The organism is Anthropogastromicrobium aceti (assembly GCF_020687335.1).
Classification (GTDB): Bacteria; Bacillota; Clostridia; order Lachnospirales; family Lachnospiraceae; genus Anthropogastromicrobium; species Anthropogastromicrobium aceti.
The window spans coordinates 106489-131674 of record NZ_JAJEQN010000003.1 but is presented as its reverse complement, the minus strand read 5'-3'; the positions used below and the strand labels follow the sequence as shown (position 1 = coordinate 131674).

Annotated in this window: 25 protein-coding genes; 18 read left to right on the top strand and 7 right to left on the bottom strand. The window is 41.5% G+C overall.

What is annotated here, in order from left to right; translation table 11 throughout:
• Positions 1–8 precede the first annotated feature (8 nt).
• The 4 genes from LKD48_RS02025 to LKD48_RS02010 are packed head-to-tail and all read left to right on the top strand — an operon-like array spanning position 9 to position 2785.
• On the top strand, positions 9–191 hold the full coding sequence (locus LKD48_RS02025) for a hypothetical protein (protein ID WP_308731020.1): 183 nt from the start codon (positions 9–11) through the stop codon (positions 189–191).
• 36 nt (positions 192–227) lie between these two features.
• Positions 228–1073: a hypothetical protein gene (locus LKD48_RS02020; protein WP_308731019.1), complete on the top strand. Its 846-nt coding sequence runs from the start codon at positions 228–230 to the stop codon at positions 1071–1073.
• Positions 1051–1911 (top strand): hypothetical protein, encoded by an 861-nt coding sequence (locus LKD48_RS02015; protein ID WP_308731018.1) that lies wholly within the window; start codon positions 1051–1053, stop codon positions 1909–1911. The genes LKD48_RS02020 and LKD48_RS02015 overlap by 23 nt, the downstream gene beginning before the upstream one ends.
• Entirely contained in the window at positions 1898–2785 is an 888-nt protein-coding gene (locus LKD48_RS02010) for a hypothetical protein (protein ID WP_308731017.1), read from the top strand. Before LKD48_RS02015 ends, LKD48_RS02010 begins: the two co-directional genes overlap by 14 nt.
• A gap of 173 nt (positions 2786–2958) precedes the next feature.
• Here the strand turns inward: LKD48_RS02010 and LKD48_RS02005 are convergent, their stop codons facing one another.
• From LKD48_RS02005 to LKD48_RS01985, 5 genes are all read right to left on the bottom strand, one after another.
• Complete coding sequence (locus tag LKD48_RS02005) at positions 2959–3414, bottom strand: lipoprotein (protein WP_308731016.1); 456 nt, start codon at positions 3412–3414, stop codon at positions 2959–2961.
• Positions 3415–3429: 15 nt separating this feature from the next.
• Positions 3430–3561: a hypothetical protein gene (locus tag LKD48_RS02000; RefSeq protein ID WP_308731015.1), complete on the bottom strand. Its 132-nt coding sequence runs from the start codon at positions 3559–3561 to the stop codon at positions 3430–3432.
• A gap of 303 nt (positions 3562–3864) precedes the next feature.
• Positions 3865–4629, bottom strand: coding sequence for an ABC transporter permease (locus tag LKD48_RS01995; protein ID WP_308731036.1), 765 nt, complete (start codon positions 4627–4629; stop codon positions 3865–3867).
• A gap of 40 nt (positions 4630–4669) precedes the next feature.
• On the bottom strand, positions 4670–5395 hold the full coding sequence (locus tag LKD48_RS01990) for an ABC transporter permease (protein WP_227100336.1): 726 nt from the start codon (positions 5393–5395) through the stop codon (positions 4670–4672).
• Positions 5392–6192 (bottom strand): ABC transporter ATP-binding protein, encoded by an 801-nt coding sequence (locus LKD48_RS01985; protein ID WP_066563112.1) that lies wholly within the window; start codon positions 6190–6192, stop codon positions 5392–5394. The genes LKD48_RS01990 and LKD48_RS01985 overlap by 4 nt, the downstream gene beginning before the upstream one ends.
• Before the next feature lie 281 nt (positions 6193–6473).
• On the opposite strand from LKD48_RS01985, the gene LKD48_RS01980 reads away from it, so the two are divergent.
• The 7 genes from LKD48_RS01980 to glpK all read left to right on the top strand — a co-directional run bounded on the left by LKD48_RS01980 (position 6474) and on the right by glpK (position 14385).
• Positions 6474–7175: a response regulator transcription factor gene (locus LKD48_RS01980; protein WP_308731035.1), complete on the top strand. Its 702-nt coding sequence runs from the start codon at positions 6474–6476 to the stop codon at positions 7173–7175.
• Positions 7176–7186: 11 nt separating this feature from the next.
• Complete coding sequence (locus LKD48_RS01975) at positions 7187–8557, top strand: sensor histidine kinase (protein WP_308731014.1); 1371 nt, start codon at positions 7187–7189, stop codon at positions 8555–8557.
• A gap of 121 nt (positions 8558–8678) precedes the next feature.
• The gene (locus LKD48_RS01970; protein ID WP_308731013.1) at positions 8679–10169 is read left to right on the top strand and encodes an AAA family ATPase; all 1491 of its coding nucleotides are present in this window, start codon (positions 8679–8681) and stop codon (positions 10167–10169) included.
• A gap of 87 nt (positions 10170–10256) precedes the next feature.
• Positions 10257–11366, top strand: coding sequence for a stage V sporulation protein AD (gene spoVAD / locus LKD48_RS01965; RefSeq protein WP_308731012.1), 1110 nt, complete (start codon positions 10257–10259; stop codon positions 11364–11366).
• Positions 11351–11710: a stage V sporulation protein AE gene (gene spoVAE, locus LKD48_RS01960; protein ID WP_227100342.1), complete on the top strand. Its 360-nt coding sequence runs from the start codon at positions 11351–11353 to the stop codon at positions 11708–11710. The genes spoVAD and spoVAE overlap by 16 nt, the downstream gene beginning before the upstream one ends.
• 185 nt (positions 11711–11895) lie before the next feature.
• The gene (locus tag LKD48_RS01955) at positions 11896–12837 is read left to right on the top strand and encodes an Rpn family recombination-promoting nuclease/putative transposase (protein ID WP_227100343.1); all 942 of its coding nucleotides are present in this window, start codon (positions 11896–11898) and stop codon (positions 12835–12837) included.
• A 45-nt stretch (positions 12838–12882) separates the two neighbouring features.
• Positions 12883–14385 carry a glycerol kinase GlpK gene (glpK, locus tag LKD48_RS01950; protein WP_308731034.1) on the top strand — a complete coding sequence of 501 codons (1503 nt, stop codon included), beginning with the start codon at positions 12883–12885 and terminating at the stop codon, positions 14383–14385.
• Between the two features lie 46 nt (positions 14386–14431).
• Here the strand turns inward: glpK and LKD48_RS01945 are convergent, their stop codons facing one another.
• Complete coding sequence (locus LKD48_RS01945; RefSeq protein ID WP_308731011.1) at positions 14432–16054, bottom strand: CTP synthase; 1623 nt, start codon at positions 16052–16054, stop codon at positions 14432–14434.
• A 277-nt stretch (positions 16055–16331) separates the two neighbouring features.
• Between LKD48_RS01945 and ftsH the strand changes: the two genes are divergently transcribed.
• The 7 genes from ftsH (at position 16332) to LKD48_RS01910 (ending at position 24310) form a co-directional block, all read left to right on the top strand.
• Entirely contained in the window at positions 16332–18221 is a 1890-nt protein-coding gene (gene ftsH, locus LKD48_RS01940; protein WP_308731010.1) for an ATP-dependent zinc metalloprotease FtsH, read from the top strand.
• Positions 18222–18336: 115 nt separating this feature from the next.
• Positions 18337–20268: an excinuclease ABC subunit UvrC gene (gene uvrC, locus LKD48_RS01935; RefSeq protein ID WP_308731009.1), complete on the top strand. Its 1932-nt coding sequence runs from the start codon at positions 18337–18339 to the stop codon at positions 20266–20268.
• Positions 20269–20297: 29 nt separating this feature from the next.
• A complete protein-coding gene (hprK, locus tag LKD48_RS01930) occupies positions 20298–21230 on the top strand; it encodes an HPr(Ser) kinase/phosphatase (protein ID WP_118613020.1) in 933 nt (310 codons plus the stop codon).
• Positions 21230–22195, top strand: coding sequence for a UDP-N-acetylmuramate dehydrogenase (gene murB / locus LKD48_RS01925; RefSeq protein ID WP_308731008.1), 966 nt, complete (start codon positions 21230–21232; stop codon positions 22193–22195). The genes hprK and murB overlap by 1 nt, the downstream gene beginning before the upstream one ends.
• A 3-nt stretch (positions 22196–22198) precedes the next feature.
• Positions 22199–23071, top strand: coding sequence for an RNase adapter RapZ (gene rapZ / locus LKD48_RS01920; RefSeq protein ID WP_308731007.1), 873 nt, complete (start codon positions 22199–22201; stop codon positions 23069–23071).
• Complete coding sequence (gene whiA / locus LKD48_RS01915; protein WP_308731006.1) at positions 23055–24038, top strand: DNA-binding protein WhiA; 984 nt, start codon at positions 23055–23057, stop codon at positions 24036–24038. Before rapZ ends, whiA begins: the two co-directional genes overlap by 17 nt.
• A complete protein-coding gene (locus LKD48_RS01910; protein WP_118613017.1) occupies positions 24035–24310 on the top strand; it encodes an HPr family phosphocarrier protein in 276 nt (91 codons plus the stop codon). Before whiA ends, LKD48_RS01910 begins: the two co-directional genes overlap by 4 nt.
• A gap of 64 nt (positions 24311–24374) precedes the next feature.
• Here the strand turns inward: LKD48_RS01910 and lepB are convergent, their stop codons facing one another.
• Positions 24375–24998 carry a signal peptidase I gene (lepB, locus tag LKD48_RS01905; protein WP_118613016.1) on the bottom strand — a complete coding sequence of 208 codons (624 nt, stop codon included), beginning with the start codon at positions 24996–24998 and terminating at the stop codon, positions 24375–24377.
• Positions 24999–25186: the final 188 nt, after the last annotated feature.

The window sequence follows — 25186 nt, the reverse complement described above, 5'->3', positions numbered from 1 at the left end:
GGAGATTTATGAAAAAACAAGCATTTGGAATTAGTATAGTATCAGTTGTAATCATAGGGATAGGAAGTCTGCTGTCAAGCTGTGATTTTCGGATGTCGGTAAAAGACCGTACTGGTGAGACACAAGAGTATACGGCTGAAAGCGCGGCCGCTGAAAATACACTGCCATTGGAGGTTGTGAAATATCAGTAGCTGGATATCAATCAGATTGGAAAAGTGCTGTATGATATGTCAGAAGAGCAGGTAGAGGACTATTTGCGGAACCAAGGGAAGGATCCGTACTTCTATTTGGGTGTTAGTACAAATGGCGAAGGCTTTTATTCGATCAATAGCGAATTGGGCGATTATTATACAACCGTATTAAGTACATTCTCAGATGACAGAACACTGGATTCCTATTTCTCAGCTGTCGACATTGGTGACACTTCTATTGATGCAATCGGGGCACAAATCGAGCAGTGCTTAAAAGATGCGGGCTTTTTGATTGCTTTTTGCGAAAAGTATGCGTTATGTGCAGAGGGATTAAATCAGCTGCAAAAGGATCTTTACGACGAAGAGGAATTTAAACTATATGCACCTGGTGCCGAAGTGGATGAAAATGGAATGCAGACGGGCGAGTTAAATAGCTGGGGAGAAGCTGATGAAGCCTATCTATTTTATTATTATATGGCGTATCATAATACTTATGTAGCTTCTGTTTCGGGAAGAAATCGAATTCAGATTGTATATAGTCCATCAAAGCATCAAGTTGTTTATGGAAATGGCAATCTGTGTCCAATTCTTACACAGGAGGTTGTTTCATCAAAAGAGGTGTACAGTCTTGATGAAAATGAGGCGATTGCGCTGGCAAAAAAAGCGTTGAGAGAGGCTGGAATAAAAGATGCCAGATTTGTGTCGGCAAAGCCTGTATATGTGAATAATTTTGGCGATATTTCGTTTGAGGATCAGACAATGACATTGATACCAGCGTGGAGAGTGGAATATACCGTTGAAAAGAATGGAAAAACTATCCGAAATTGGCTTCATTTGAATGCGGAAACGGGGGAAGTCTATGACAATACAATCAAATTATAGGCAAACAAATTACAAGCAGACGCGACGAAAGAATCTAAGAGGTCTTTTAAAAAGCGAAACATTCCGCTGCTTTTGTTCTTGGCATTTTTTACTAACGGTGTTTGGCGTCGTATGTGTGTGCATGTTAGGAATCTTCCAGACGCTTACGCAAGCGGTAAAGAATCAGCAGGTACGCGAACTTTTCAGCAGTGTGCAGGCAATTGAGCAAAGTCTGGTATTTGATCAGTATAAGTCATTGCTAGTTGCTGTATTGGCAGGACTTTATAGTTATACGTTTGCAAGAGATTATAATTATCACAATATAAGAAATTTGTTGGTACGTGTCTCGTATAAGGACTATGTCACTACAAAAGTGCTTGTAAACATTGGAGGAACAATTGCGTCTGTAATCATAGGTTTTTTGCTGACCAGTTTTTTGACGATTCCGGTTATGCCGCTTGAATCTAGCGCAGATATTTCATATAATTCGGATGCATTTCGCATACTAATGACAAATCCAAGCGGTGCAGTTTTGTACCTTGTTTTGCTTGGAACGAATTTTGGTCTTGCAGCCGCTGCGCTTACGACAGCAGGGATGGCGCTCTCTGTTTGGAGTCCGAATAGTTATGTTGCGATCGGCGGTTCCGTGCTTCTCTTTTATTTTCTGTATTCGGTTTCGTTATTGCTGCCAGACCGAGTTTCTTTTGAGTGGATTAGTTCTGGATTGCAAAGTCTTCCATCGGAAAATCCAATATGGGTAGCGGTATATCATCTTGGCTTTTTGCTCATATGCAATGTTTTTTCGGGACTATTTTTTTATTATGCCGTGAGAAAGAGGTATCAAAATGGAGATTTATAGAATTGCATGTTTGGTCGCAAAAAGCAATTTTATGCGCTGGAAAAAAGATGGCAGAATTTTGCTTACGTTTCTTTTAATGATTGTGTTAATGATACGCTATTTCAGCGGATTAAGCAGTTTTGGAATTAAGTATCATACAAAGATTACGCCATTTCTATTGTCCGTGGTATTTGCTGATTGCGATATCACGAATGGACTGCTAAAAATATTAGTTTGCTTTGGATGGGTTTGCTTGCTATGTGATGTTCCGGTACGTGATCCATTTTTGACCTATATCGTTCTTCGATCCGGCAGAAAGGGCTGGTGGCTGGGAGAAAATATTTACATTTGTGCATCAGCCTTTGGTTACACCGTCTTTTTATCGGTAATTCCAGCGTTGATTCTACTTCCGAGCGTAAGCTTACATGAGTTTTGGGGAAGTACCATTACGCAAATTCTAAAGTCAGATGAATATCAGGTTCTTTATCTGGGAAATCTAGTGCTTCCGCGAAGAGTAATTTCCATCATTTATCCGTATGGCGCACAGATATTGGGCTTTCTGGCGGTATGGCTGCAATTTTGGTTTCTTGGAATGGTGATGTACAGCATCAACTTTTGCTGTAAGAGCAATACGTTGGGGATTGCAGCAGCTGTTTTTCTGATATTGCTAGATCCGGTTGTCGTATATTGCGGAGCATCCATGACAACGAAATGGATGTACCGTTTTTCACCGGTGAACTGGAGCAGTATAGAAAACTGGACGATTGTAGGCCAAACACAGCCTGTCAGCATGACATATGCGTATGGAATGTACGCAATCATGATCGGAATTGGGATGTTCTGGACAAGGTGGAGATGCATCAAGGAAGATATTCGAGTCGATGAAAGATTGTAATGAGGTGGGAATCGAGTCACAGTATAGGGGCAGTGTAGAGGTTAGTAAAAAATGGCTTTTTGAGTTTATGCTATGGCTCAATTTAAGTCGCCCTCAAGAGTTAGAACAAGAATCTAACTCTTGAGGGCATATTGAAAAAGTTATTTTGACTTAGATGAACAAAGTCTTTGATTTTACAAAAAATATTCCACTACATACAACTGATTTGTATCTTCATCAAAAAACATAATAAGATGATCTCTGTTGTATTCCTTTCTAAGTAAAGTCGTATGTTTCCATTCGTTCTGTTTTGGACGATCTTCTAATGGTACGTCTATGCTATCCAGCCATTCCTCCATTTTATCAGCTAATTCGCTGTCTAGCTCACCAGCTTCCCAATCGAAGCTTTTTAAAATGATATCTGCACTTTCTTCGTCATATTGGAGAATGTGGTATCGGATACCGTCACCAGTAAAACTGACGCCAGAATTTTTCACATATATTTCAACATCCGTTTCAGGTAAATTTAAGTGCCAGTTTGTATTCATGCAATCGGCATATCTGCGTATTGAAGTAAATCCGATTCCTTCACAGCCACACAAGCCAAAACAAATGATGAGTGCCAGTAGACATAGTTTTAATCGTTTCATTTGGAAAATTCCTTTCTATGAAATTAAAATTGGAAATTGTAGTTCATATTTTTCTTTTAGGCGTTCTTCTTTTTCAATGTCTAAGTCGTAATCTTCCTTTAAAATTTCAGTAAGAGAACCCGTTAAATCGGAAACAGCAATAGTCATGAGAATCCCTTCTTTAAATTAGTTTAACTATAGCATATACTAAATTAGATAGTTTGACAAGAAGTAGTGCCAGGGTCAGTAAAAATAGCTTTTTTAGTGGGTACAATGGATCAATTCGCGCCAGTGGTAAAGAGAAGTGCAGAAAAGTGTTAGAAAAAAAGGTAGAAGAAGCTGATGAAAGCTGGGAAAGCTGAAATGCCATGTTTAAGACTGTAAATTGAATTAATAACTAACCTCGATATTGTGCGAATCCACCGAAGATGCGAGAAATAGCTTAATTTGCATCCTCGACGGATTTTCTGGTCAGTGCCTCTCTTTTTTGCCAAATTGTGTGATCGCCAGCGAAAACACCAGGCAAAAGACAAGAATCGCGCAAGGCAAAAACGGAAATAAAGAAAATGAAGTATCAGAAGCTTCTGCTGTAAAATCGCGCAGCGAGCAGGAAACCAAATAGCCGCTGTAGCAATAAGGGTAAGCAATCCAAAGAGGCGTATTTGCAACCAAAACACCTGGAATGACAAGAAGCAGATTAAGGCCCACCGATAGCAGTGGTTTTTCAAAAAGGACAGTAATGGCCCACATTGTCCCAATACAAGGAAGCATTGTAAGAAAAAGGGAGAAGCACCATTTCAATAAATAAAAAATAGGCAAAGTTTCGGTTACGCCCATTGTCTTAGTTGCAATCAATCCGCCAATGACAAACACAGCAAGAAAGACAACCATTTCCATAAAAAGATAAAAAATTAGTACACAAAATTTGACTGCGGAAAGCGCATAGCGGCTAACAGGCAGCGCAAGCATTTTAAGAATCCCATTATTTCCAGTTTCACGGCTTGCAATCATGACGCAGACGACGATCATGCTAAAGGGCAACAGATAATATGCGTAAACAAGTGCGCTTTGAATGAACATAGCGGACCATGCATTTGTATATTCTGGTGTGAAATAGCTGCTTAAATTTGCAATTCCAGAAGAAACCACAAGCAAAGGGGCAATAAAAATCAGGGGTACGATTTTGGAACGCTTGCATTTCATAAATTCAATTTTGAGCAATTCTGAAAAGCTCATTTTACTTATTTTATTTATTTCACTCATTTCAACATCCTCCTTATTCGTAGTGCGTATAGTTTGCCAGTCCCAAACCGATGGCAAGAAACAGAACGGTTTCTGTGAGAGCAACAAGAGCAATTGATTTGTCAGGTTGGGCGCTCATCGCAACCGCAGGTTTTAACATGACAACAAAAGGATGAAACATCAAAATGGCAAGATCGGAATTTGCCAGTGCCATTCCGCTTAAAAAGCCAGCGACACCGATGCCAAGAGGAATCCACATATTTTCAAAGCGCGAGGAAATCAGCAGCAAGAAAGATAATACCGGCATAGAGGTGATAAACGAATAGGCGGCGAACAGAATAAGTGTCGGCAACTCAAATGTACCCTGCGGCAAATCGGTCATGCCAATTTTTATAAGTGCAAGATTTTGCAAAGTGATTGCAATCAAAAGCAGAATTGTTAGAATCAAAAATTTGTACAGGTACATTTTGGGGACGCTTACAGGCAGCATATATAATTTTTTTACGGCATTTCCTTTAAATTCCATATTGTAAATCATACAGGTGGCAACGATGATGCCAAACATATTTAAAATCAGAAGCGTACCATAAAGCTGGGTCAGTAAAACATCCATCGGGGCAAGCGGCAGAGATAAAAGTGTGTTTTTCCTCACAAAGAAATTGACAAGGGCATAAGCGGCACCTAAAATGCCAACGACAATCAGTACGGGAATCACACCGGTTCGTTTTTCTTTTTGAAGTTCGATTGTAAGAAGACTCATAGCTTTGCCCTCTGCTTTCTGGTGGTATTGTCATTGTCAATCATTGAGAGGAACATTTCTTCTAGATTGTCAGCTGCAAATCCAGCCTGCAAGGCGTTTCGCCGCAGTTCATCTAGGCTGCCTTCAAATAATAGTCGGCCATGATTGAGAATGCCAATGTCATTTGCCATCAACTCAATCTCGGATAACATATGTGATGAGATTAAGACGGTACAATCATAAAGCGTGGGCAGAGATTTTACGAGATTGCGAATTTCATGGATACCGGATGGGTCAAGACCATTGGTCGGCTCATCTAAAATCAGAATAGGCGGTCGGCCAAGCAAAGCACCAGCAAGACCAAGACGCTGCTTCATACCAAGTGAATATTTTTTTGCCAGTCGGTCACCAAATTCAGTTAGACCAACTAATTCTAAAGCCTCGTCCACAGTACTTTTCGGCAGTTTTAAAATTCTACGAATAATATCAAGATTTTCTCGTCCTGTCAGATTGGAATAAAACGAAGGCGATTCGATAAAGGAACCAATCTCCTTTAAGATTGCAAGGCGATCAGCTGGGAAGTGTTTTCCGTCAATGGTAAAGCTGCCAGCTGTCGGCTTGGTCAGACCCAAAAGCATTTTCATCGTGGTAGATTTTCCAGCCCCATTTGGACCGAGAAAACCATAGATACTGCCTTTGCGGATGTGAAGCGAAACATTGTTGACAGAAGTGAAGTTTTTGTATTTCTTTGTCAACTGTTCGGTGGTGATAATGCAGTCTGTAGTATGATCGGTAGCGCGATCTGTAATATAGTTCATAAGAACATCTCCTCCTGATAGATAAGTGTGGGTTTTTCGATACTTTTATCGTACAACGTGAACCTGACAATAATCTTCTCGCGTCCTTACTTTTACCTTACTTTTTTGAGATATGCCCCTCAGATGAGATTCTCTGTGATATACTATCGCTGGTTGTGGTTGTGGTTGTGGTTGTGGTTGTGGTTGTGGTTGTGGTTGCAGTCATAACTATAATTGTGATTATGATTGTAGCTGTAATGATAGCGATAACGATACATATGGTTGTAGTTGGAGGAAACACGATGGACAATTCATTTTTATACATAAAAACACTTTTGCTTGTGGATGACGAGCCGGATTTGCTGAAAATGCTATCCGATATTTTAAAAGATGCTGGTTTTCAAAAAATTCTTATGGCTGCTACGGGGAAAGAAGCGGTTGCAGAGGCAAAAAAAGGAAAACCGGATCTGATCATTTTGGATGTGATGCTGCCAGATAAAGATGGTTTTTCTTTGATGGAGCAGCTTCGCTCATTTACTGATGTGCCGATCATCTTTTTGACTGCGAAGGATGAGGCAGCGGACAAACTTGCCGGGCTGGGGCTTGGAGCAGATGATTATATTGTAAAACCATTTTTGCCGCAGGAATTGATACTTCGCATTTATGCAGTACTGCGTCGCTCTTATAAGGAAGACAATCCACTGGTTGTGCTGGATGGATGCACGGTAGATTTTGATAGAGCAGAAGTCTACAAAGGAAACGAGATTTTCTTTTTAACGGCAAAGGAACACATGCTGTTAAAAACACTTGCCCGCAATGAAGGAAAAATTATCACCGTTGATGCGCTTTGCGAAGCACTATGGGGCGACAATCCATTTGGCTATGAAAATAGTTTGAATGCCCATGTGCGGCGTGTACGAGAAAAGATCGAAACGGATCCGTCAAATCCCAAGTCATTGATCACAATTAAGGGTTTGGGCTACAAATTGATTATGCGAAAGTGAGGTCAGAGATCATGAAATCATTTGGCGCATATATTTCAAAATATCTGGCATCGTTTGCCGCATTTATTCTACTTCTATTATTTATCAATGTAATAATTTTTGTTGTCGCATTTCATAAAACTGTGACAGAAGATTATGGAGCCGCGTCTCCTCGAACAATGTTGGAGCGAACTGCCGCTTCGGTAACTCATGATGCCTTATCAGAGGAGGCAGCACAAAGATTGCGTGAGCAAAATATTTGGGCGCTGTATCTGACGCCTGATGGCAATTGCTTTTGGGCATTTGACTTGCCTGCTGAGATTCCGCAAAGCTATACGATTCAGGATGTTGCATTATTTTCCAAGGGGTATTTGGCTGATTATCCTGTTTTTGTCTGGAATACGGCCGATGGTCTTTTGGTACTAGGCTATCCGAAAAACAGCTATATGAAGTTAACCAGTAATTATTATTCAATCGCGGCAATTCAGAGACTTCCGCTTTTTCTTATGGGAATGCTGGGAACGGATCTTATATGCTTGTTTATTGCGTATTATTACTCAAGGCGCAAGATCATTCGAAATACGGAACCGATTGTAGCGGCAGTGGAAAAACTATCGGATGGCAAGGCAATTTCCCTTCATGTGGATGGAGAACTGGCTGAAATTGCAGAAAGTGTAAATAAGGCATCAAACATTTTAAGTAAACAAAATGAGGCGAGAGCCAACTGGATTAGCGGTGTTTCTCATGATATTCGCACACCGCTTTCCATGATTATGGGATATGCAGAGCGTATTGCACAGAGCAAAGAGGCTAGTGCATCAATCAAGGAGCAAGCCGAGATTGTGCGAAATCAAAGCGTGAAGATCAAAGAGCTTGTACAGGACTTAAATTTGGTATCGCAGTTAGAATATGAAATGCAGCCGCTTCATCTGGAAGTCATTCGCTTATCAAAGCTTATCCGTTCTTACGCAGCGGAACTACTTAATTCTGGCATTTCAGATACCTATACGATCGAAATTGAAATTGCAGAGAATGCTGAAAATGCAGTTTTGGAAGGGGATGCTCGTTTAATTCTGCGTGCAATCAGTAATCTTGTGCAAAACAGTATCAAGCATAATCCAGATGGCTGCAAAATTTATCTTGCGCTGGAGTGCACAAAAAAATATGCGAAGAATTGTCTTATCCTCTCTGTTACAGACGATGGCATCGGGATCTCACCTGAGAAACGATGCGAGTTAGAAAAAAAGCCACATTATATGGAAAGCACAGACGAGCGTCTGGATTTGCGGCATGGATTAGGACTTTTGATCGTACAGCAAATCGTGAGTGCTCATAAAGGCACGATGCAAATTGTAGACGCAGTGCCACATGGGTGCAAAACGAGTTTGACTTTTGTTTTGTAATTGACCGAAGCGTGCAGATGCGCTATACTGAAACCATGACGAAGCCAATAGGTAGCCTGCTGTTAAGATATGGCTGTAGATTGGAATCATCAACAACGACATCAAATAAGCGAGGAAGAAAATGAGAGTTTTTGATTTCAGTAACCAGACAGAAGAAAAGGTTAATCCGGAGTGTACATATACGACATTTCGTTCTAACGAAGAGATCTCTACACCAGAGCATCCAATTTTTGTTCTAGATAATAAAGAAAAAGAGCATGCGCATCATTCCACTGGATTTTTTACAAATCCGACAAAGAGAACAGCATTTGAATTTAAAGAGGAAAATTCAAAAGAATCCTATACCGCTGATATTTTGAAGGTAGATTCACGTTTTGTCGGACTTGTGCGTTGGCTTGGCGACAACCATATTAATGTGCGTTTGTCAGGAGAAAATACAGCAGAAGGATATGCAGTTTATAAGATTCGCGAGATCGCATTTGGCGGCGGTACAAAGCTTTCAGCAGAGGATGGTTTCTTACAGTTTATGATTGACCGTCTGCTTGCAAGTGATGCACCGGAAGAAGAGGCTGAAGATGAAGATAAAGAAGAGCTTGGCGATGACATGAAGATCACTAGCCTTCAGAGCATTACAGACTTTTTGACATGTGCTGGAAAGACACTTCCAGACAATATTCGTCTGTGGGCGAGACGAAATCTGGCTGTAGCGCGTTCTCACGAGGTTTCCCCAGAGGAGAAGCGTCATGCGCAGCGTGCGCTTTCTATTATGATGAATATCCAGTGGAAGAGCAATTATTTTGAGGCAATTGATCCAGAGTATGCCCGTCAGGTGCTTGACGAAGAACTTTACGGCATGGAGCGCGTAAAGCAAAGAATTATAGAGACTATCATTCAGATTAACCGTACACACACACTTCCGGCATATGGTCTTTTACTTGTCGGACCAGCTGGTACTGGAAAATCTCAGATTGCCTATGCAGTTGCCAGAATCCTGAAGCTGCCGTGGACTACACTCGATATGAGTTCCATCAACGACCCAGAGCAGTTAACTGGAAGCTCACGTATCTACGCAAATGCAAAACCAGGTATTATCATGGAAGCTTTCTCAGCAGCGCGTGAATCAAATCTTGTATTCATCATCAACGAGCTTGACAAAGCAGCATCAAGTAAGGGCAGCGGCAACCCAGCCGATGTACTTTTGACACTTCTTGATAATCTTGGATTTACTGATAACTATATGGAGTGTATGGTTCCGACTGGCGGCGTTTACCCTATTGCAACTGCCAATAATAAGGATCAGATCAGTGCTCCACTTATGTCTCGTTTTGCCGTGATCGACATTCCAGACTACACAAAGGAAGAGAAGATGATTATTTTCACAAAATTCTCCTTGCCTAAGGTGCTGCGTCGCATGGGTCTTCGTGAGGGTGAGTGCATCGTCACACCAGAAGCAGTTGAAGCAGTTGTTGATCTTTACGCACATACAACAGGTATCCGTGATTTAGAGCAGGCAGCAGAGCATATCGCTGCAAATGCACTGTATCGCATCGAGGTCAACAAAGTGGAAAATGTTACTTTCGATGTCGCAATGGTGAAAGAATTGTTTGAATAAATAGTTAAATGTGAAATCTGCATAAAATATTTCCTTTTGGGCAAAGTAGTTTTGAAATGAAAACTATATCCATAACAAGGAGTGATTATGCAGACAGGAACAGCAAGTATACGTTTTGAGAGGCCGCCCCGCATTCTGCAGGCGGCCTCTGTTGTTGGCCCAAAAGAGGCAGAGGGGCCATTTGGTGCACTATTTGATGAAATTGATCCTGACGGAAAGTGTGGACAGGATAATTGGGAACAGGCAGAGAGTGAGCTTCAAAAGCGAGCCGTAAAGAAAGTAATTGAGAAGGCACATCTTTTGCCGAAGCAGATTCGCTATGTATTTGCAGGTGATTTGCTTGGCCAGTGTATCGCAAGCAGTTTTGGAATTAGTGAACTAAACTGCCCGACAATTGGCATGTATGGTGCTTGTTCTACAATGGGGCTTACACTTTCAACGGGTGCTATGTTTGTGAATGCAGGATATGCAGATCATGTACTTTGTGTGACAAGCAGCCATTATGCCTCTGCAGAGAGGCAGTTTCGCTTCCCATCTGATTATGGAAACCAGAGACCACTCAGTGCAGAATGGACTGTAACAGGTTCAGGAGCTGTTGTACTTGAAAGTGTTCAGACACACACTACAACCCAACTCGACATTCCACTTGCCAAAATCACAGGAGTAACGACAGGAAAAATCGTAGACTATGGAATAACAGATTCAATGAATATGGGTGCGGCGATGGCTCCTGCCGCATGTGATACGATTGTGCAGCATTTTGAAGATTTTAAGACAAAACCAAGCGATTACGACAAGATCATTACAGGCGATCTTAGCCAGATAGGTAGTAAACTATTAATTGATTTGCTTCGCGAAAAAAAGATTGATATTTCTGATCGTCATATGGACTGTGGACTGGAAATCTTTAAACGAAAAGAGCAGGATGTTCACGCAGGTGGAAGCGGATGTGGCTGCAGTGCTGTGATATTGGCTGCGTATATCTTGCCTCAGATTCAAAAAAAGATCTGGAAACGTGTGCTTTTTGTTCCAACAGGCGCGCTTTTGTCAAAGATTTCATTTAATGAAGGTGCAAGCATTCCAGGCATTGCACATGCAGTAGTCATCGAAGCGCTTGACTCATTCGATGAACGTTTTGAGAAGAAACAAAAGACTATGTCATTAGCAGAAGGAGGCAAATCATGCAGGAATATCTAATTGCATTTGCAGTCGGTGGCACGATCTGTGCGCTTTCACAGCTTCTGATGGACAAGACAAAGCTGATGCCAGGTCGAATTATGGTTATTCTTGTGGTTACAGGAGTAGTTTTAGGTGCATTCGGCATTTATGAGCCATTTAAAGAGTGGGCAGGAGCAGGGGCAAGTGTGCCGCTTCTTGGTTTTGGCAATACGCTCTGGAAAGGTGTCAAAAAAGCAGTCGATGAGGAAGGATTGCTTGGCATCTTTAAGGGCGGACTGACCGCCAGCTCAGCGGGTATCTGTGCAGCGATTGTATTTGGATATATTGCATCGTTAGTCAGCCATCCAAAACTAAAAAAATAAAATAGAAAGAGATTACCACATCGTATAAAGGTAATCTCTTTTTTATAAGCTTTGAAAATTGACTTGCTTCTATGAAAGAACTCATTTATAATAATGCTATACGATAATATATAAAATATTTGTAGGAAAATATAAATGAGAAGAATATGGTTTTGGTGATGAGAGAGAAATAGAAAGGAGACGATTTGAATACGGAAGTAAAGAATGTAATAATAGCAACAGATGGAAAAGCACAGTATGATACTAGTGCAAAACGTTTGTTGGCGCAGAAAAATATATTGGCACATATATTAGTCAGGACTGTTGATGAGTTTAAGGAGATGAAGCCAGAAGAAGTTGTATCATATATAGAAGGAGAACCAAAGATAGGAACTGTTCCGATAGAGCCTGGAATGACAAATATGATGAAATCTAGTCAATCAGGTCAGAAAATAAAGGAAATGAATACAGAAGACGTTGAGATAAATGAAGGGATGATTCGATTTGATATTATTTTTTATGTACGCATGAAGGATGGAATTTCGCAAATTATTGTAAACATAGAAGCTCAAAAAGCAGAACCTATTGCGTATAAAATAATAAATAGATCAGTTTTTTATGTCAGTCGTCTTATATCATCCCAAAAGGAAAGGGATTTTGTTAAGTCGAATTATGATGATATAAAAAGGGTTTTTAGTATTTGGATTTGCATGAATATGTCAGGTAATACCATGAGTCATATTCATCTTGTAAAAGATGATATGCTGGGAGAGTATAATTGGAAGGGAAATATTAATCTAATAAATATTATATTAATTGGAATAACAAATGAACTTCCAGCGGTTGATAAAAAATACGAGTTACATCGATTAATTAGCACATTGCTGTCTAATCAGTTAAAACCAAATGAAAAATTTGAAATCATTGAAAAAGAATATGGAATTCCACTTACGGAAGATTTAAGAAAGGATGTGAATGTTATGTGTAATCTGAGTCAGGGAATTGTAGACGATACTGAAATGAAGATTGTAATAAATATGTATAAAAATAATTTTACTTTAGAACAGATTTCATTGGCAACGAAAAAAAGTATTGCGGAAATTGAAAGAATAATTAATGAAAATAGTATAGCATTACCACAAAAATAGACGGTAAATCTATGAAAGATTTAACTAGGAGGATATACAATGGCAATGGAAAAATACATGATGGCGCTGGATCAGGGAACAACTAGCTCTCGTTGCATTTTATTTGACCGAAAGGGAAATATCTGCAGTGTTGCTCAAAAGGAATTTGAGCAGCATTATCCAAAGCCAGGCTGGGTAGAGCATGACCCGATGGAAATTTGGGCATCACAGGTGAGTGTATTATCAGAGGCAATGAATAAAATAGCAGCGCTTCCTGAGCAGATTCATGCAATCGGCATTACGAATCAGCGAGAGACTACGATCATTTGGGATAAAAAGACAGGTCGTCCAATTTATCCGGCAATTGTATGGCAGTGCCGCCGTACAAGTGAGCGAATTGATCGTCTAAGAGCAGATGGTATGACGCAAAAGGTTCGTGAAAAAACAGGATTAGTTCCAGATGCTTATTTTTCAGCAACAAAAATTGAATGGATCTTAGATCAGGTGCCAGGAGCCAGAAAGCGTGCACAGGAGGGCGAGCTTCTTTTTGGAACGGTTGATTGCTGGCTTGTATGGAAACTGACAGGCGGCGCTGTACATGCAACAGATTACACAAACGCATCAAGAACAATGTTGTTTAACATTCATACGCTGGAGTGGGATAAGGAACTTTTGGAATACTTTAATATTCCGCAATCTATGCTTCCAAAGGTTCTTCCGAGCAGCTGCATTTACGGAAAAACAGATCCAGAGGTTACAGGTGGTGCTATTCCGATTGCGGGAATTGCGGGAGACCAGCAGGCAGCACTTTTTGGTCAGTGCTGTTTTGAGCCTGGTGATGTGAAAAATACATATGGAACAGGATGCTTTCTTTTGATGAATACAGGTTCAGAGCCGGTAAGCTCTGATCATGGACTTGTCACAACAATCGCAGCAGGTTCGCCGGGTGAAGTGCAGTATGCGCTTGAGGGAAGTGTGTTTGTGGCAGGAGCGACAATTCAATGGCTTCGTGATGAGCTTTGGATGATTCGAAACGCTTCTGAGACAGAAAGCTTATGTCAGTCTGTTGAGGATACGGCAGGTTCTTATCTGGTGCCGGCATTCACAGGACTTGGTGCACCATATTGGAATCAATATGCAAGAGGTACGTTTGTAGGACTGACAAGAGGTGTAAGCCGTGCTCATTTTGTGCGCGCAGCCGTTGAATCACTTGCGTATCAGGTACATGATGTGCTTGAAGCAATGGAGCAGGACAGCGGTTATACAATTGAGATATTAAAGGCAGATGGCGGTGCAAGTGCAAATAATTTCCTTTTGCAGTTTCAGGCAGATATTCTTGATGCACAGGTAGATCGCCCAGGATGTATCGAGACAACAGCACTAGGTGCAGCTTACCTGGCAGGCCTTGCAACAGGATATTGGAAGGATAAAGAGGAGATTCGTGCAAATTGGCAGCTGCAGCGTTCATTTATACCGTCAATAGGAGAGACAAAGCGAAAGCAAAAGCTAAAGGGCTGGAAAAAAGCAATTCGCTGTGCACTTTTCTGGGCAAATGATGAGGAAGAATAAAAAAGAAGGCAGTCCCGATAAGGATTGCCTCTTTTTAGTTTAAAAATTAATTCTGTTCGCTTTGATTTTTCTGATACTCCAGTGCAGCACCGATGAAGCCCTTAAACAGTGGATGTGGGCGATTTGGTCTTGACTTTAATTCTGGATGAGCCTGAGTACCAATAAACCAAGGATGATTTGGAAGCTCGATCATCTCTACAATACGGCCGTCTGGTGAGATACCAGAAAGAGTCATGCCGTGAGCAGTGAGGGCAGCACGGTAATCGTTGTTGACCTCATAACGGTGACGATGACGCTCTGCGATTTTCTCAGTGCCGTAAAGCTGATAAGCCTTTGTGTCCTTTCCTAAGATACATGGATAAGAGCCAAGACGTAATGTTCCACCGATGTCAGTGACACCATTTTGATCTGGCATCAGATGGATAACTGGATGAGCGGTTTGCGGATCAAGCTCAATGCTGTGTGCATCGCGAATGTCAAGAACATGACGGGCAAACTCAACGATTGCCATCTGCATGCCAAGGCACAAGCCAAGGAATGGAATGTTATTTTCACGCGCATAGCGGATAGAGGTAATCATGCCCTCAATACCACGATCACCAAAGCCGCCAGGAACGATAACACCGGATACATCCTTTAATTGTTCAGCTACATTCTCAGTTGTTACCTGCTCAGAATCAACCCATTTGATAGTTACACTTGCATGATGAGCAACACCGCCGTGCTTAAGTGCCTCAACAACACTGATATATGCATCGTGAAGTGCGGTATACTTTCCGACAAGAGCAACGGTTACAGAGCTTGTCGGATTCTTCCATGCATCCACCATAGCTTTCCACTCGTCAAGATCAGGTTTTGGACTATCAAGACCAAGGCATTCGCAGGCAACGTCTGCTAAATGTTCTTCCTCAAGCATAAGCGGAACCTCATATAATACGTCACAGTTCAAATTTTCTAATACGTGGCTGACTGGAACATTACAGAACAGACCGATCTTAGCCTTCATCTGGTCGCCCATTGGGTAATCGCTGCGGCACATGATAACATCTGGCTGAAGTCCCATTCCCTGAAGTTCTTTAACGCTTGCCTGTGTAGGCTTTGTTTTCAGTTCCTGAGAAGCAGACAGATACGGGATCAGGGTAACATGAATCAGCATAGAATTGTTGCGGCCAACCTCATGCTGGAACTGACGGATAGACTCTAAAAATGGCTGACTCTCGATATCACCGACAGTACCGCCAACCTCGATAATGGCAATTTCTGTCTTATCAGTTGTAAAATTGCGGTAGAAACGATCCTTAATTTCATTTGTGATGTGAGGGATTACCTGCACGGTACCGCCGCCGTAATCGCCACGGCGCTCGCGCTGCAGTACGCTCCAGTAAACCTTTCCAGTGGTAACATTGGAATTGCGGGTGAGGCTTTCATCGATAAAGCGCTCATAGTGACCAAGATCAAGATCAGTCTCAGCGCCGTCATCAGTGACAAACACCTCTCCGTGCTGAACCGGGTTCATAGTTCCTGGGTCAATGTTGATATAAGGGTCGAATTTTTGCATGGTAACGGTGTAGCCGCGCGCCTTTAACAGACGGCCAAGTGATGCGGCAGTGATTCCTTTACCAAGTCCGGATACGACGCCTCCGGTGACAAATACGTACTTAACAGGCATAATTACCTCCTTTGAAGAAAAAATAAAAGTGTCAATAGTAAATAATGCATGGATAAATTGGGTGACTATTCAGAACCCTATTCACAAAAACAGAGTTATTATACAACCATTTTTTTTTCTGCGCCACTATTATTTCACAGAAATTTTATTGCAATATTGGATGTTCAATTATATAATAGTTACAGTTTACTTCTCATGTATGTTTCTTAGACTTTGCTAAAGCAGCTTTATAAGGCACGCATGATAGGTACTGAAAATGAAGAAAGGTGAGGAACGAATGGACGACAGGGAAAGAAAACCTGATAACAGGAATAACAAAAAACGAAATTATCAGTTGTATGTAATCTTGGCGATTGTAGCAGCAGTTACTGTTGCACTGATAACGGGACTGGATTCTCTAGTCAAGAAAAGTACGACAAAAAAGGTAACGTATGATGAATTTGTGGAAGCAGTAGAGGAAGGAAAGGTAGATTCAGTAAAGATTTCCAGCGCAAGAGTAACATTTACGCTGACAGATGATCTTCGTATGACCTACTATACGCCATATCTTCCAGATTCAAATTTACTTCCTATGCTGAATGAGGCAGGTGTAGAATATACGGGTACAGAGGATAGCTCAGGCTCAGCTATACTTGAATTTATTTTAATGTACATTTTGCCGTTTGCATTGATCTGGATTCTGATGGGATTTTTTATGCGCCGTATCGGAGGCGGTTCAGGCGGCATGATGGGTATTGGAAAGGCGAACACAGCAACTAATATGAGCCGTGCAACTGGTGTAACATTTGCTGATGTGGCTGGTGAGGATGAAGCAAAGGAGTCATTGACAGAGATTGTTGATTTCTTACACAATCCACAGAAATATGTGCAGATCGGTGCCAAGCTGCCGAAGGGCGCACTTCTTGTAGGTCCTCCAGGAACAGGAAAGACGTTACTTGCAAGAGCCGTTGCAGGCGAGGCGAAGGTTCCGTTCTTCTCATTGTCAGGTTCTGATTTTGTAGAGATGTTTGTCGGTGTTGGTGCATCAAGAGTGCGTGATTTATTTAAGACTGCACAGCAGAATGCACCGTGTATCATTTTTATTGATGAGATCGATGCTATCGGTAAGACAAGAGATACACGCTACGGTGGAAATGATGAGCGTGAGCAGACATTAAATCAGCTGCTCTCTGAGATGGATGGATTTGATGCTTCTAAGGGTGTACTTGTCATGGCAGCGACTAATCGTCCTGAAATTCTTGATAAGGCACTTCTTCGTCCGGGTCGTTTTGACCGACGTGTCATCGTAGATAAGCCTGATCTTAAAGGTCGTATTGCAATCTTAAAGGTTCATGCAAAGGATGTGCGAATGGATGATTCTGTTGATTTAGAGGCAATTGCGCTTGCAACAAGTGGTGCTGTAGGTTCAGATCTTGCTAATATGATCAACGAGGCAGCGATCACTGCAGTAAAAAGAGGAAGTCAGGTGGTATCTCAGAAGGATCTTCTTGAGGCTGTCGAGGTTGTTCTTGTCGGTAAGGAAAAGAAGGACCGCGTCATGAATCAGAAAGAAAGACGTATCGTTTCCTATCATGAGGTTGGCCATGCACTTATCAGTGCACTTCAAAAGGATTCAGAACCTGTACAGAAAATCACAATTGTACCAAGAACAATGGGTGCGCTCGGCTATGTAATGCAGACACCGGCAGAGGAAAAATTCCTAAACTCCAAGGAAGAAATCTTAAACATGGTTGTTATGGCGCTTGGAGGACGTGCCGCAGAGGAACTTGTCTTTAACAGCGTGACAACTGGTGCATCAAATGATATTGAGCAGGCAACTGCCTATGTAAGAAACATGATCACAATGTATGGCATGTCAGAAGAGTTTGGTCTGATGGCACTCGAGACAGTAGAAAACCAGTACTTGGATGGACGCAGAGTGTTAAATTGTGCTGATGCAACGGCCGCTCAAATTGATCAGGTAGTAAAGGAAACGCTTAAGAAATGCTATGAGCAGGCAAAGCAGCTGCTTTCTGAGAATAGAGAGGTCATGGATCATCTGGCAGAGTTCTTAATTAAAGAAGAGACAATTACCGGAAAAGAGTTCATGGAAATCTTCCATAAATATCGTCTGGAGCAGATGGAGCGCCAGGTTGGTATGGATGTATCAGATAACACAAACGAATAAAGAACAAAACATATTGATTTAATCTATTATGGACGCTCATTTATAAAAGAAGCACAATTTTTTTAAAAGTTGAATTTGCTTTGCTTATGAATGGGCGTTTTTTTAAGGAGTACGTATGGATCAAGATGATTTTTTAGCACGAAAAGAGCAGATATTAAATCGCAATTCTGCGAAGAATTTCAGGGAATTTAATATTGAAAATGAATTAAAAAAGTTGCCTGCAAAGCCAGGAGTCTATCTTATGCATGATGCCTCGGACGAGATTATTTATGTCGGAAAGGCGATTAAGCTTTGTAATCGTGTACGCCAGTATTTTCAGCGCAGTAAAAAGCCGTCTTCCAAAATCGAGCAGATGGTTTCTCATGTTTCATATTTCGAATATATTGTAACAGATTCTGAAATGGAGGCATTAATTTTAGAGTGCAATCTGATAAAGAAACATCGTCCGCGCTATAATACGATGCTTATGGATGACAAGGCATACCCGTATATTAGAATTACAGTCGATGAGGATTTTCCAAGAGTCATGCTTGCGCATAAGCAGGTGCGCGATAAGAGTCGTTATTTTGGACCATATCCGAGCGGGCTGGCTGTTAAGGACACACTAGAACTAGTGCATAAGCTCTTTGGCATTCGCACCTGTAATCGTGTGCTGCCGCGCGATCAGGGAAAGGAACGTCCTTGCTTGAATTATCATATCGGTCAGTGTATGGGACCATGCCAGGGGTATGTCACAAAAGAGGAATATGGAAAACAGATTGACCGCGTGATTTCGCTGCTTAATGGAAATTATGTGCAGCTGAGAAAAGAACTCGAGGAAAAAATGAAAGCTGCAGCGGCAGAACTTGAGTTTGAAACGGCTGCAAAATACAGAGATCTTGCAGAAAGCATTACAAAAATTGCCCAGCAGCAAAAGATTACAGACAGCAGCTCATTAAATGATCGTGATGTGATTGCTAGCGCAATAGAAGGCGCTGATGCAGTTGTCCAGGTCTTTTTTGTCCGTGAAGGCAAGCTGATTGGCCGTGATCACTATCATGTCAGCGTAGCCGGTGGCGATACTGAGGCAGATGTTTTAAGCAGCTTTGTAAAACAATATTATGCAGGAACACCATTTCTTCCTGGTGAAATTTATATTCCATGCGAGTTAGAGGATATGGAAGTGATTGGCAGCTGGCTAACGAAAAAGCGTGGCAAAAAGGTTGAAATTCTAGTGCCAAAGCGAGGTCGCAAGGAAAAAATGCTTGAACTTGCTGCGCAGAATGCAAAAATTGTTCTGCGCCAGGATAAGGATCGCATAAAGCGCGAAGAGGAACGTACAACAGGTGCGCTAAAGGAAATCGAAGGCTGGCTAAACTTGACGCATATTGACCGCATAGAAGCATATGATATTTCTAATACAAGCGGTATGGAATCAGTTGGATCTATGGTTGTTTTTGAAGGTGGAAAGCCAAAAAGAAACGATTACAGAAAGTTCAGGATAAAAAGCGTGCAGGGGCCAAATGATTATGCCTCAATGTACGAGGTGCTGACAAGGCGTTTCGAGCGTGCAAAAACAGGCAGTGAAAGCACATCCGACAGTTTCTTGCGTCTGCCAGACGTCATCATGATGGACGGTGGACGAGGTCAGGTCAATATGGCGCTTGAAGTCTTGGAAAAATTGGAAATGTCCATTCCAGTATGCGGCATGGTAAAGGATGATCATCATCATACAAGAGGCTTGTATTATAATAACGTAGAGCTTCCAATCGACACACATTCAGAAGGATTTCATTTAATTACACGCGTGCAGGACGAGGCACATCGCTTCGCCATTGAATACCATAAAAGTCTGCGCGGCAAAAAAGAAATTCATTCTATTTTAGACGATATTCCAGGCATAGGACCAAAGCGCAGACTGGCATTAATGCGTCAGTTTGGAGATATTAATGAAATCCGCGAGGCCACAGTCGCACAATTAGCAGATGTCGAAGGGATGAACGAGCGCGCCGCCGAGTCGGTCTATGAGTTTTTCCATTCAGTGGTTTACAAAACGGACACAAATTGATACAATGAAGAAAAAAAGGAGATAAATTTATGAGCGGAGTTACGATTTCAGCATTAATTAAAAAAATGAATTTGGAACTTTTGACAAAAGAGATTAATACAGATAAGATCAAACTGTATCATCCGGATGTTAATCGTCCGGCATTGCAGCTAGCGGGCTATTACGAGCATTTTGATCGTGAGCGCGTTCAGCTGATTGGTGTTGTTGAGTATACCTATATGCAGCGCATGACAGAAGAGCAGCGTATGGAAAATTATGAAAAGCTGCTTTCAAGCGAGATTCCATGCATCATCTTTTCCACAAATAATAAGCCAGGTGAGACATTCTTAAAGATTGCAAGCAAATACAAGGTTCCTGTTATGCTTTCTGAGAAAAAGACTTCCCCTTTGATGGCAGAGATAATTCGTTGGTTAAATGTTGAGCTGGCACCGACAATATCAATTCATGGTGTGTTAGTCGATGTTTATGGTGAAGGTGTGCTTATTACTGGAGAGAGCGGCATTGGAAAGAGCGAGGCAGCGCTGGAGCTTATAAAGCGAGGCCATCGTCTTGTATCTGATGATGTTGTAGAGATACGTAAGGTAAGTGATGAGACATTAGTTGGAAGTGCACCAGATATCACAAGACATTTTATCGAGCTTCGAGGCATAGGAATTATCGATGTTAAGACATTGTTTGGTGTCGAGGCAGTTAAAAACACGCAGGCAATCGATATGGTTATTAACTTGGAGGATTGGGATAAGGATAAGGAATATGATCGTCTTGGTCTGGAGGATCATTATACAGAGTTTCTTGGAAACAAGATCGTCTGCCACAACATTCCGATTCGTCCGGGCAGAAACCTTGCGATTATTGTAGAGTCAGCGGCTGTCAACTACCGTCAGAAGAAGATGGGCTATAATGCAGCTAGAGAGCTGTATAATCGTGTACAGCAAAATCTTGCCAGGAGAGATGACGATTGATGGAATTTATGGAAATGGAAAGACAATTACAGGATAATGTTACAAAGAGGCTTCAGGCTATTTTAGAACCAGAGGATCTTCTTTTTGATGAGCCGATGAAGGACTACACGACTTTTCGAGTTGGAGGACCGGCAAAATGGATGGCAGCTCCGCAGGATGAGCAGCAGCTTCGCGTAATTTTAAAAATTTGCAGTGAATTGCAGGTTCCATGCTTTATTCTTGGACGCGGCAGCAATCTGCTTGTAAGCGATAATGGTTTTGAAGGCGTGATCGTGAACTTACGAAAACATTTCAATAAAATTGAAGTAGATCGCGAAAATAAAACAATCACAGCAGAGGCAGGCGCATCACTTCCGGCTGTGTCACAGGCGGCACTATCTGCAGGACTTACAGGTCTTGAATTTGCTGCTGGCATTCCGGGAACAATGGGTGGCGGTCTGTTTATGAATGCAGGCGCGTATGGCGGCGAGCTAAAACAGGTCGTAACAGAAGCAGCTGTAATGACAAATGACGGCATGATTTTACATGTGCCGGTAGAGCAGATGGCACTTGGTCATCGTCTTAGCAGCTTTATGCAGACTGGTGAGATTATTCTTTCTGTTAAGATGCAGTTAACACAGGGAAATCCAGTTGTAATTAAAGAAACTATGGATGATTTTAACAGTAGGCGAAGAGAGAAGCAGCCGCTTGAATACCCAAGTGCAGGAAGCACCTTTAAGCGTCCAGCAGGTTATTTTGCCGGAAAGCTGATCGAGGATGCAGGACTTAAGGGATTTTCAGTCGGTGGAGCACAGGTTTCAAAAAAGCATGCTGGCTTCGTAATCAATACTGGTTCTGCAACAGCAGCTGATATTTGGAATCTTTGCAATGAGATACAAAACAGAATTCAAAATGAGTTTGGTGTAACATTGGAAATGGAAATTCAAAAGCTAGGTTCATTTGACCAGCAAAAAACAAAGGGTTAAAAAATGAGAATTGTAATTGTAACAGGAATGAGCGGTGCAGGAAAAACAACTGCGCTTAAGATGCTTGAGGATATGGGCTTTTACTGCGTTGACAATTTGCCAATTCGTCTGATTGAAAAGTTTGTTGAGCTGATTCAGGCTGGCGGCACTGAGGCAAAGGATGTTGCGCTGGGTATTGATATTCGTAATCCTGAATTTATTGGACTTATGAGCGAGGTCATTACACAGCTAAAGCAGGAAGAAATTGACTGCAAGGTTTTGTTTCTTGAGGCATCAGATGAATGTCTGATTAAGCGCTATAAGGAAACACGCCGCAGTCACCCACTGTCACAGGGACAGCGAGTAGAAGTTGGAATTGCAAAAGAGCGAAAGTTAATGGCAGAATTGCTTTCTAAGTCTGATTATGTCATAAACACTTCACAGCTTTTGACAAGAGAACTTAAGGCACAGCTAGAAGATATACTTTTAAAAGGCTTTGATTATAAAAACCTTTTTGTGACAGTACTTTCATTCGGCTTTAAGTATGGAATACCTACAGATGCTGATCTTGTCTTTGATGTGAGATTTTTGCCAAATCCGTACTATTTTGAAAACATGAGACCGCTGACAGGAAATGATGCACCTGTTCGCGACTATGTTATGAGTTCAGACACGGCAAAAGTATTTTTAGAAAAGCTCACCGATATGGTGACATTTCTGATTCCCCATTATATTGATGAGGGAAAATCCCAGCTAGTTATAGCAATCGGCTGTACAGGCGGCAAGCACCGCTCTGTGACGATTGCCAATGCACTTTATGAAAAATTAAAGGGCAAAGAGGGCTATGGGCTGAGACTTGACCACAAGGATATTGAGAAAGATGGAAGAAGAAAATAAGAAAGAAAAAGAAGGAGCCTCCTTTTCCATGCAGGTAAAGGAGGAGCTTTCTAATGTAGAGGGAGCATCACGCCATTGTCAGTTAGCGGAGTTAGCAGCGCTAGTTCTTTGTTGTGGACGACTGGTTAATAAGAAAATGGATGATGATGACGAAAATAGTTGCATTAATAAAACGTTACTTTTTGAGTCAGAAAATGAAACAGTTTTAAGAAAGTACTTTACTTTTGTACAAAAAACATTTAATATAGAGTTAATGCGTGTACACAAGGGAAACGGATATGCTTTAGAGCTGAATGAACAAGACACTAAAACAGTTTTGCATGCGATAGAGCTTTCTGAAGAGGAACCCCTGGAGAATTGCGTTGCAGACAGCAGACTTTTGCTTCGAAATTGCTGCCGCAGAGCCTTTGTCCGGGGTTGTTTTCTGGCATCCGGCTCGATCAGTGCGCCGCAGAAAGGGTATCATTTTGAAATCGTTACCGTTTCAGAAAAGCGAGCGCAACAACTGCAACAGATCATACGCAATTGTGGGATTGAGGCAAAGACAGTGGTACGAAAGAAGTATCATGTAGTTTATGCAAAAGAAGGAGAGCAAATCGGAGATCTGTTAAGTTTGATGGAAGCACCAAAAGCCAGAATGAATTTTGAAAACATTCGCATTCTAAAGGATGTCCGCAACAGTGTGAACCGCAAAGTAAATTGTGAGGCTGCCAATCTGAATAAAACGGCAAATGCCTCATTGGAACAAGTTAGAGATATTGAATATATCAGTGAATATTACGGCCTGGAAAGTTTACCTGAAAATTTAAGACAGGCCGCACGTCTGCGTCTTGAAAAACCAGACGCCTCTCTGACAGAACTGGGAAAAATGATGGATCCGCCAGTAAGTAAATCTGGTGTTAACCATCGTTTTAAGAAACTTAAGGCATTAGCGGATCAGATGAGAGAAAAAGGAGGAAGATTATGATAACAAAGACAATTACAGTGGAGATTCCAGCAGGACTAGAGGTACGCCCGGTGGCAGTGCTCGTTCAGGTAGCAAACCAGTATAGCAGCAGCATTTACGTAGAGAGCGGAAACAAGAAGGTAAATGCAAAGAGTATCATGGGACTGATGACATTAGGACTTCGTGCAGGTGAGTCTGTTACTGTACATGCAGATGGTTCTGATGAGGAAGACGCTGTAGATAAGATCGAGGCATATCTGACAGGAAGATCAGTTATTAATGCAAGAGCGTAAATAAAGGATGATTCTTATAAAATAAAAAGAAAACCGTGTGAGCATCGCTGCCCACACGGTTTTCTTATTCATAATCAGCAGTATTTGTCAGGAGTTTAAAGCCGCCCCAATAGCGAAAGATTGCTTTTGCCAGAATTTTGTCACGTGCAACATAAGTATTATTCCAGTATCGCGAGTCTTTTGAGTTATTTCTGTTATCACCCATCATAAAATAGCAGCCCTCAGGAACCTGAAACTGCATTCCATCGTTTGCGATAACCCATTCCTCCTTCAAATAATCTTCTTTTAATGGAGTAGCGGAGTTATTTATATATACCTTGCTGTCTTTTATTGTGACTGTCTCACCTGGAAGTCCAATAATTCGCTTGATGTAGTTTATAGATTCGTTGTCAGGATACTTAAAGATTACTATATCACCACGCTTTGGATCCTCCATAAGATAAGAAAGACGAAAACCGAACAATCGATCACCAGTCATGATTGTGTTTTCCATTGAGCCAGATGGTACCTTTGCATTTAACAGAATAAAATTGTTAATCAAAAGTGCGGCAACAATGGCAATGCCTATGCTGATCACATATTCAAGAATAGTTTTGGCTGTTGATTCTTTTTCATCCGTTTTCTTACTGCCTTTTTTTTCATTCATTTGCAGGTCATTTTCCTGCTCAGAAATATTGTTTTGCTCCATCTGAGTACCTGTACCTTTCTATTTGCTGTAACACTGCTGCAGCTGAAAATTTGCGTAAACGCTTTTGTACGAGTATAGCATAAACGAAAGGAAAAGTCTATTGTCAATTAGCGCTTTGCAACTAATGTTTGCTTTTCGCACGGAAAAATGATAAAATGTATTATAGTTCGTGCGATATTTAAAAGGAG

Bases quoted from the DNA above. Each gene is read 5' to 3' on its own strand.
- LKD48_RS02025 (WP_308731020.1), top strand. From the start codon at position 9: ATGAAAAAACAAGCATTTGGAATTAGTATAGTATCAGTTGTAATCATA.
- LKD48_RS02020 (WP_308731019.1), top strand. From the start codon at position 228: ATGTCAGAAGAGCAGGTAGAGGACTATTTGCGGAACCAAGGGAAGGAT.
- LKD48_RS02015 (WP_308731018.1), top strand. From the start codon at position 1,051: ATGACAATACAATCAAATTATAGGCAAACAAATTACAAGCAGACGCGA.
- LKD48_RS02010 (WP_308731017.1), top strand. From the start codon at position 1,898: ATGGAGATTTATAGAATTGCATGTTTGGTCGCAAAAAGCAATTTTATG.
- LKD48_RS02005 (WP_308731016.1), bottom strand. From the start codon at position 3,414: ATGAAACGATTAAAACTATGTCTACTGGCACTCATCATTTGTTTTGGC.
- LKD48_RS02000 (WP_308731015.1), bottom strand. From the start codon at position 3,561: ATGACTATTGCTGTTTCCGATTTAACGGGTTCTCTTACTGAAATTTTA.
- LKD48_RS01995 (WP_308731036.1), bottom strand. From the start codon at position 4,629: ATGAGCTTTTCAGAATTGCTCAAAATTGAATTTATGAAATGCAAGCGT.
- LKD48_RS01990 (WP_227100336.1), bottom strand. From the start codon at position 5,395: ATGAGTCTTCTTACAATCGAACTTCAAAAAGAAAAACGAACCGGTGTG.
- LKD48_RS01985 (WP_066563112.1), bottom strand. From the start codon at position 6,192: ATGAACTATATTACAGATCGCGCTACCGATCATACTACAGACTGCATT.
- LKD48_RS01980 (WP_308731035.1), top strand. From the start codon at position 6,474: ATGGACAATTCATTTTTATACATAAAAACACTTTTGCTTGTGGATGAC.
- LKD48_RS01975 (WP_308731014.1), top strand. From the start codon at position 7,187: ATGAAATCATTTGGCGCATATATTTCAAAATATCTGGCATCGTTTGCC.
- LKD48_RS01970 (WP_308731013.1), top strand. From the start codon at position 8,679: ATGAGAGTTTTTGATTTCAGTAACCAGACAGAAGAAAAGGTTAATCCG.
- spoVAD (WP_308731012.1), top strand. From the start codon at position 10,257: ATGCAGACAGGAACAGCAAGTATACGTTTTGAGAGGCCGCCCCGCATT.
- spoVAE (WP_227100342.1), top strand. From the start codon at position 11,351: ATGCAGGAATATCTAATTGCATTTGCAGTCGGTGGCACGATCTGTGCG.
- glpK (WP_308731034.1), top strand. From the start codon at position 12,883: ATGGAAAAATACATGATGGCGCTGGATCAGGGAACAACTAGCTCTCGT.
- LKD48_RS01945 (WP_308731011.1), bottom strand. From the start codon at position 16,054: ATGCCTGTTAAGTACGTATTTGTCACCGGAGGCGTCGTATCCGGACTT.
- ftsH (WP_308731010.1), top strand. From the start codon at position 16,332: ATGGACGACAGGGAAAGAAAACCTGATAACAGGAATAACAAAAAACGA.
- uvrC (WP_308731009.1), top strand. From the start codon at position 18,337: ATGGATCAAGATGATTTTTTAGCACGAAAAGAGCAGATATTAAATCGC.
- hprK (WP_118613020.1), top strand. From the start codon at position 20,298: ATGAGCGGAGTTACGATTTCAGCATTAATTAAAAAAATGAATTTGGAA.
- murB (WP_308731008.1), top strand. From the start codon at position 21,230: ATGGAATTTATGGAAATGGAAAGACAATTACAGGATAATGTTACAAAG.
- rapZ (WP_308731007.1), top strand. From the start codon at position 22,199: ATGAGAATTGTAATTGTAACAGGAATGAGCGGTGCAGGAAAAACAACT.
- whiA (WP_308731006.1), top strand. From the start codon at position 23,055: ATGGAAGAAGAAAATAAGAAAGAAAAAGAAGGAGCCTCCTTTTCCATG.
- LKD48_RS01910 (WP_118613017.1), top strand. From the start codon at position 24,035: ATGATAACAAAGACAATTACAGTGGAGATTCCAGCAGGACTAGAGGTA.
- lepB (WP_118613016.1), bottom strand. From the start codon at position 24,998: ATGGAGCAAAACAATATTTCTGAGCAGGAAAATGACCTGCAAATGAAT.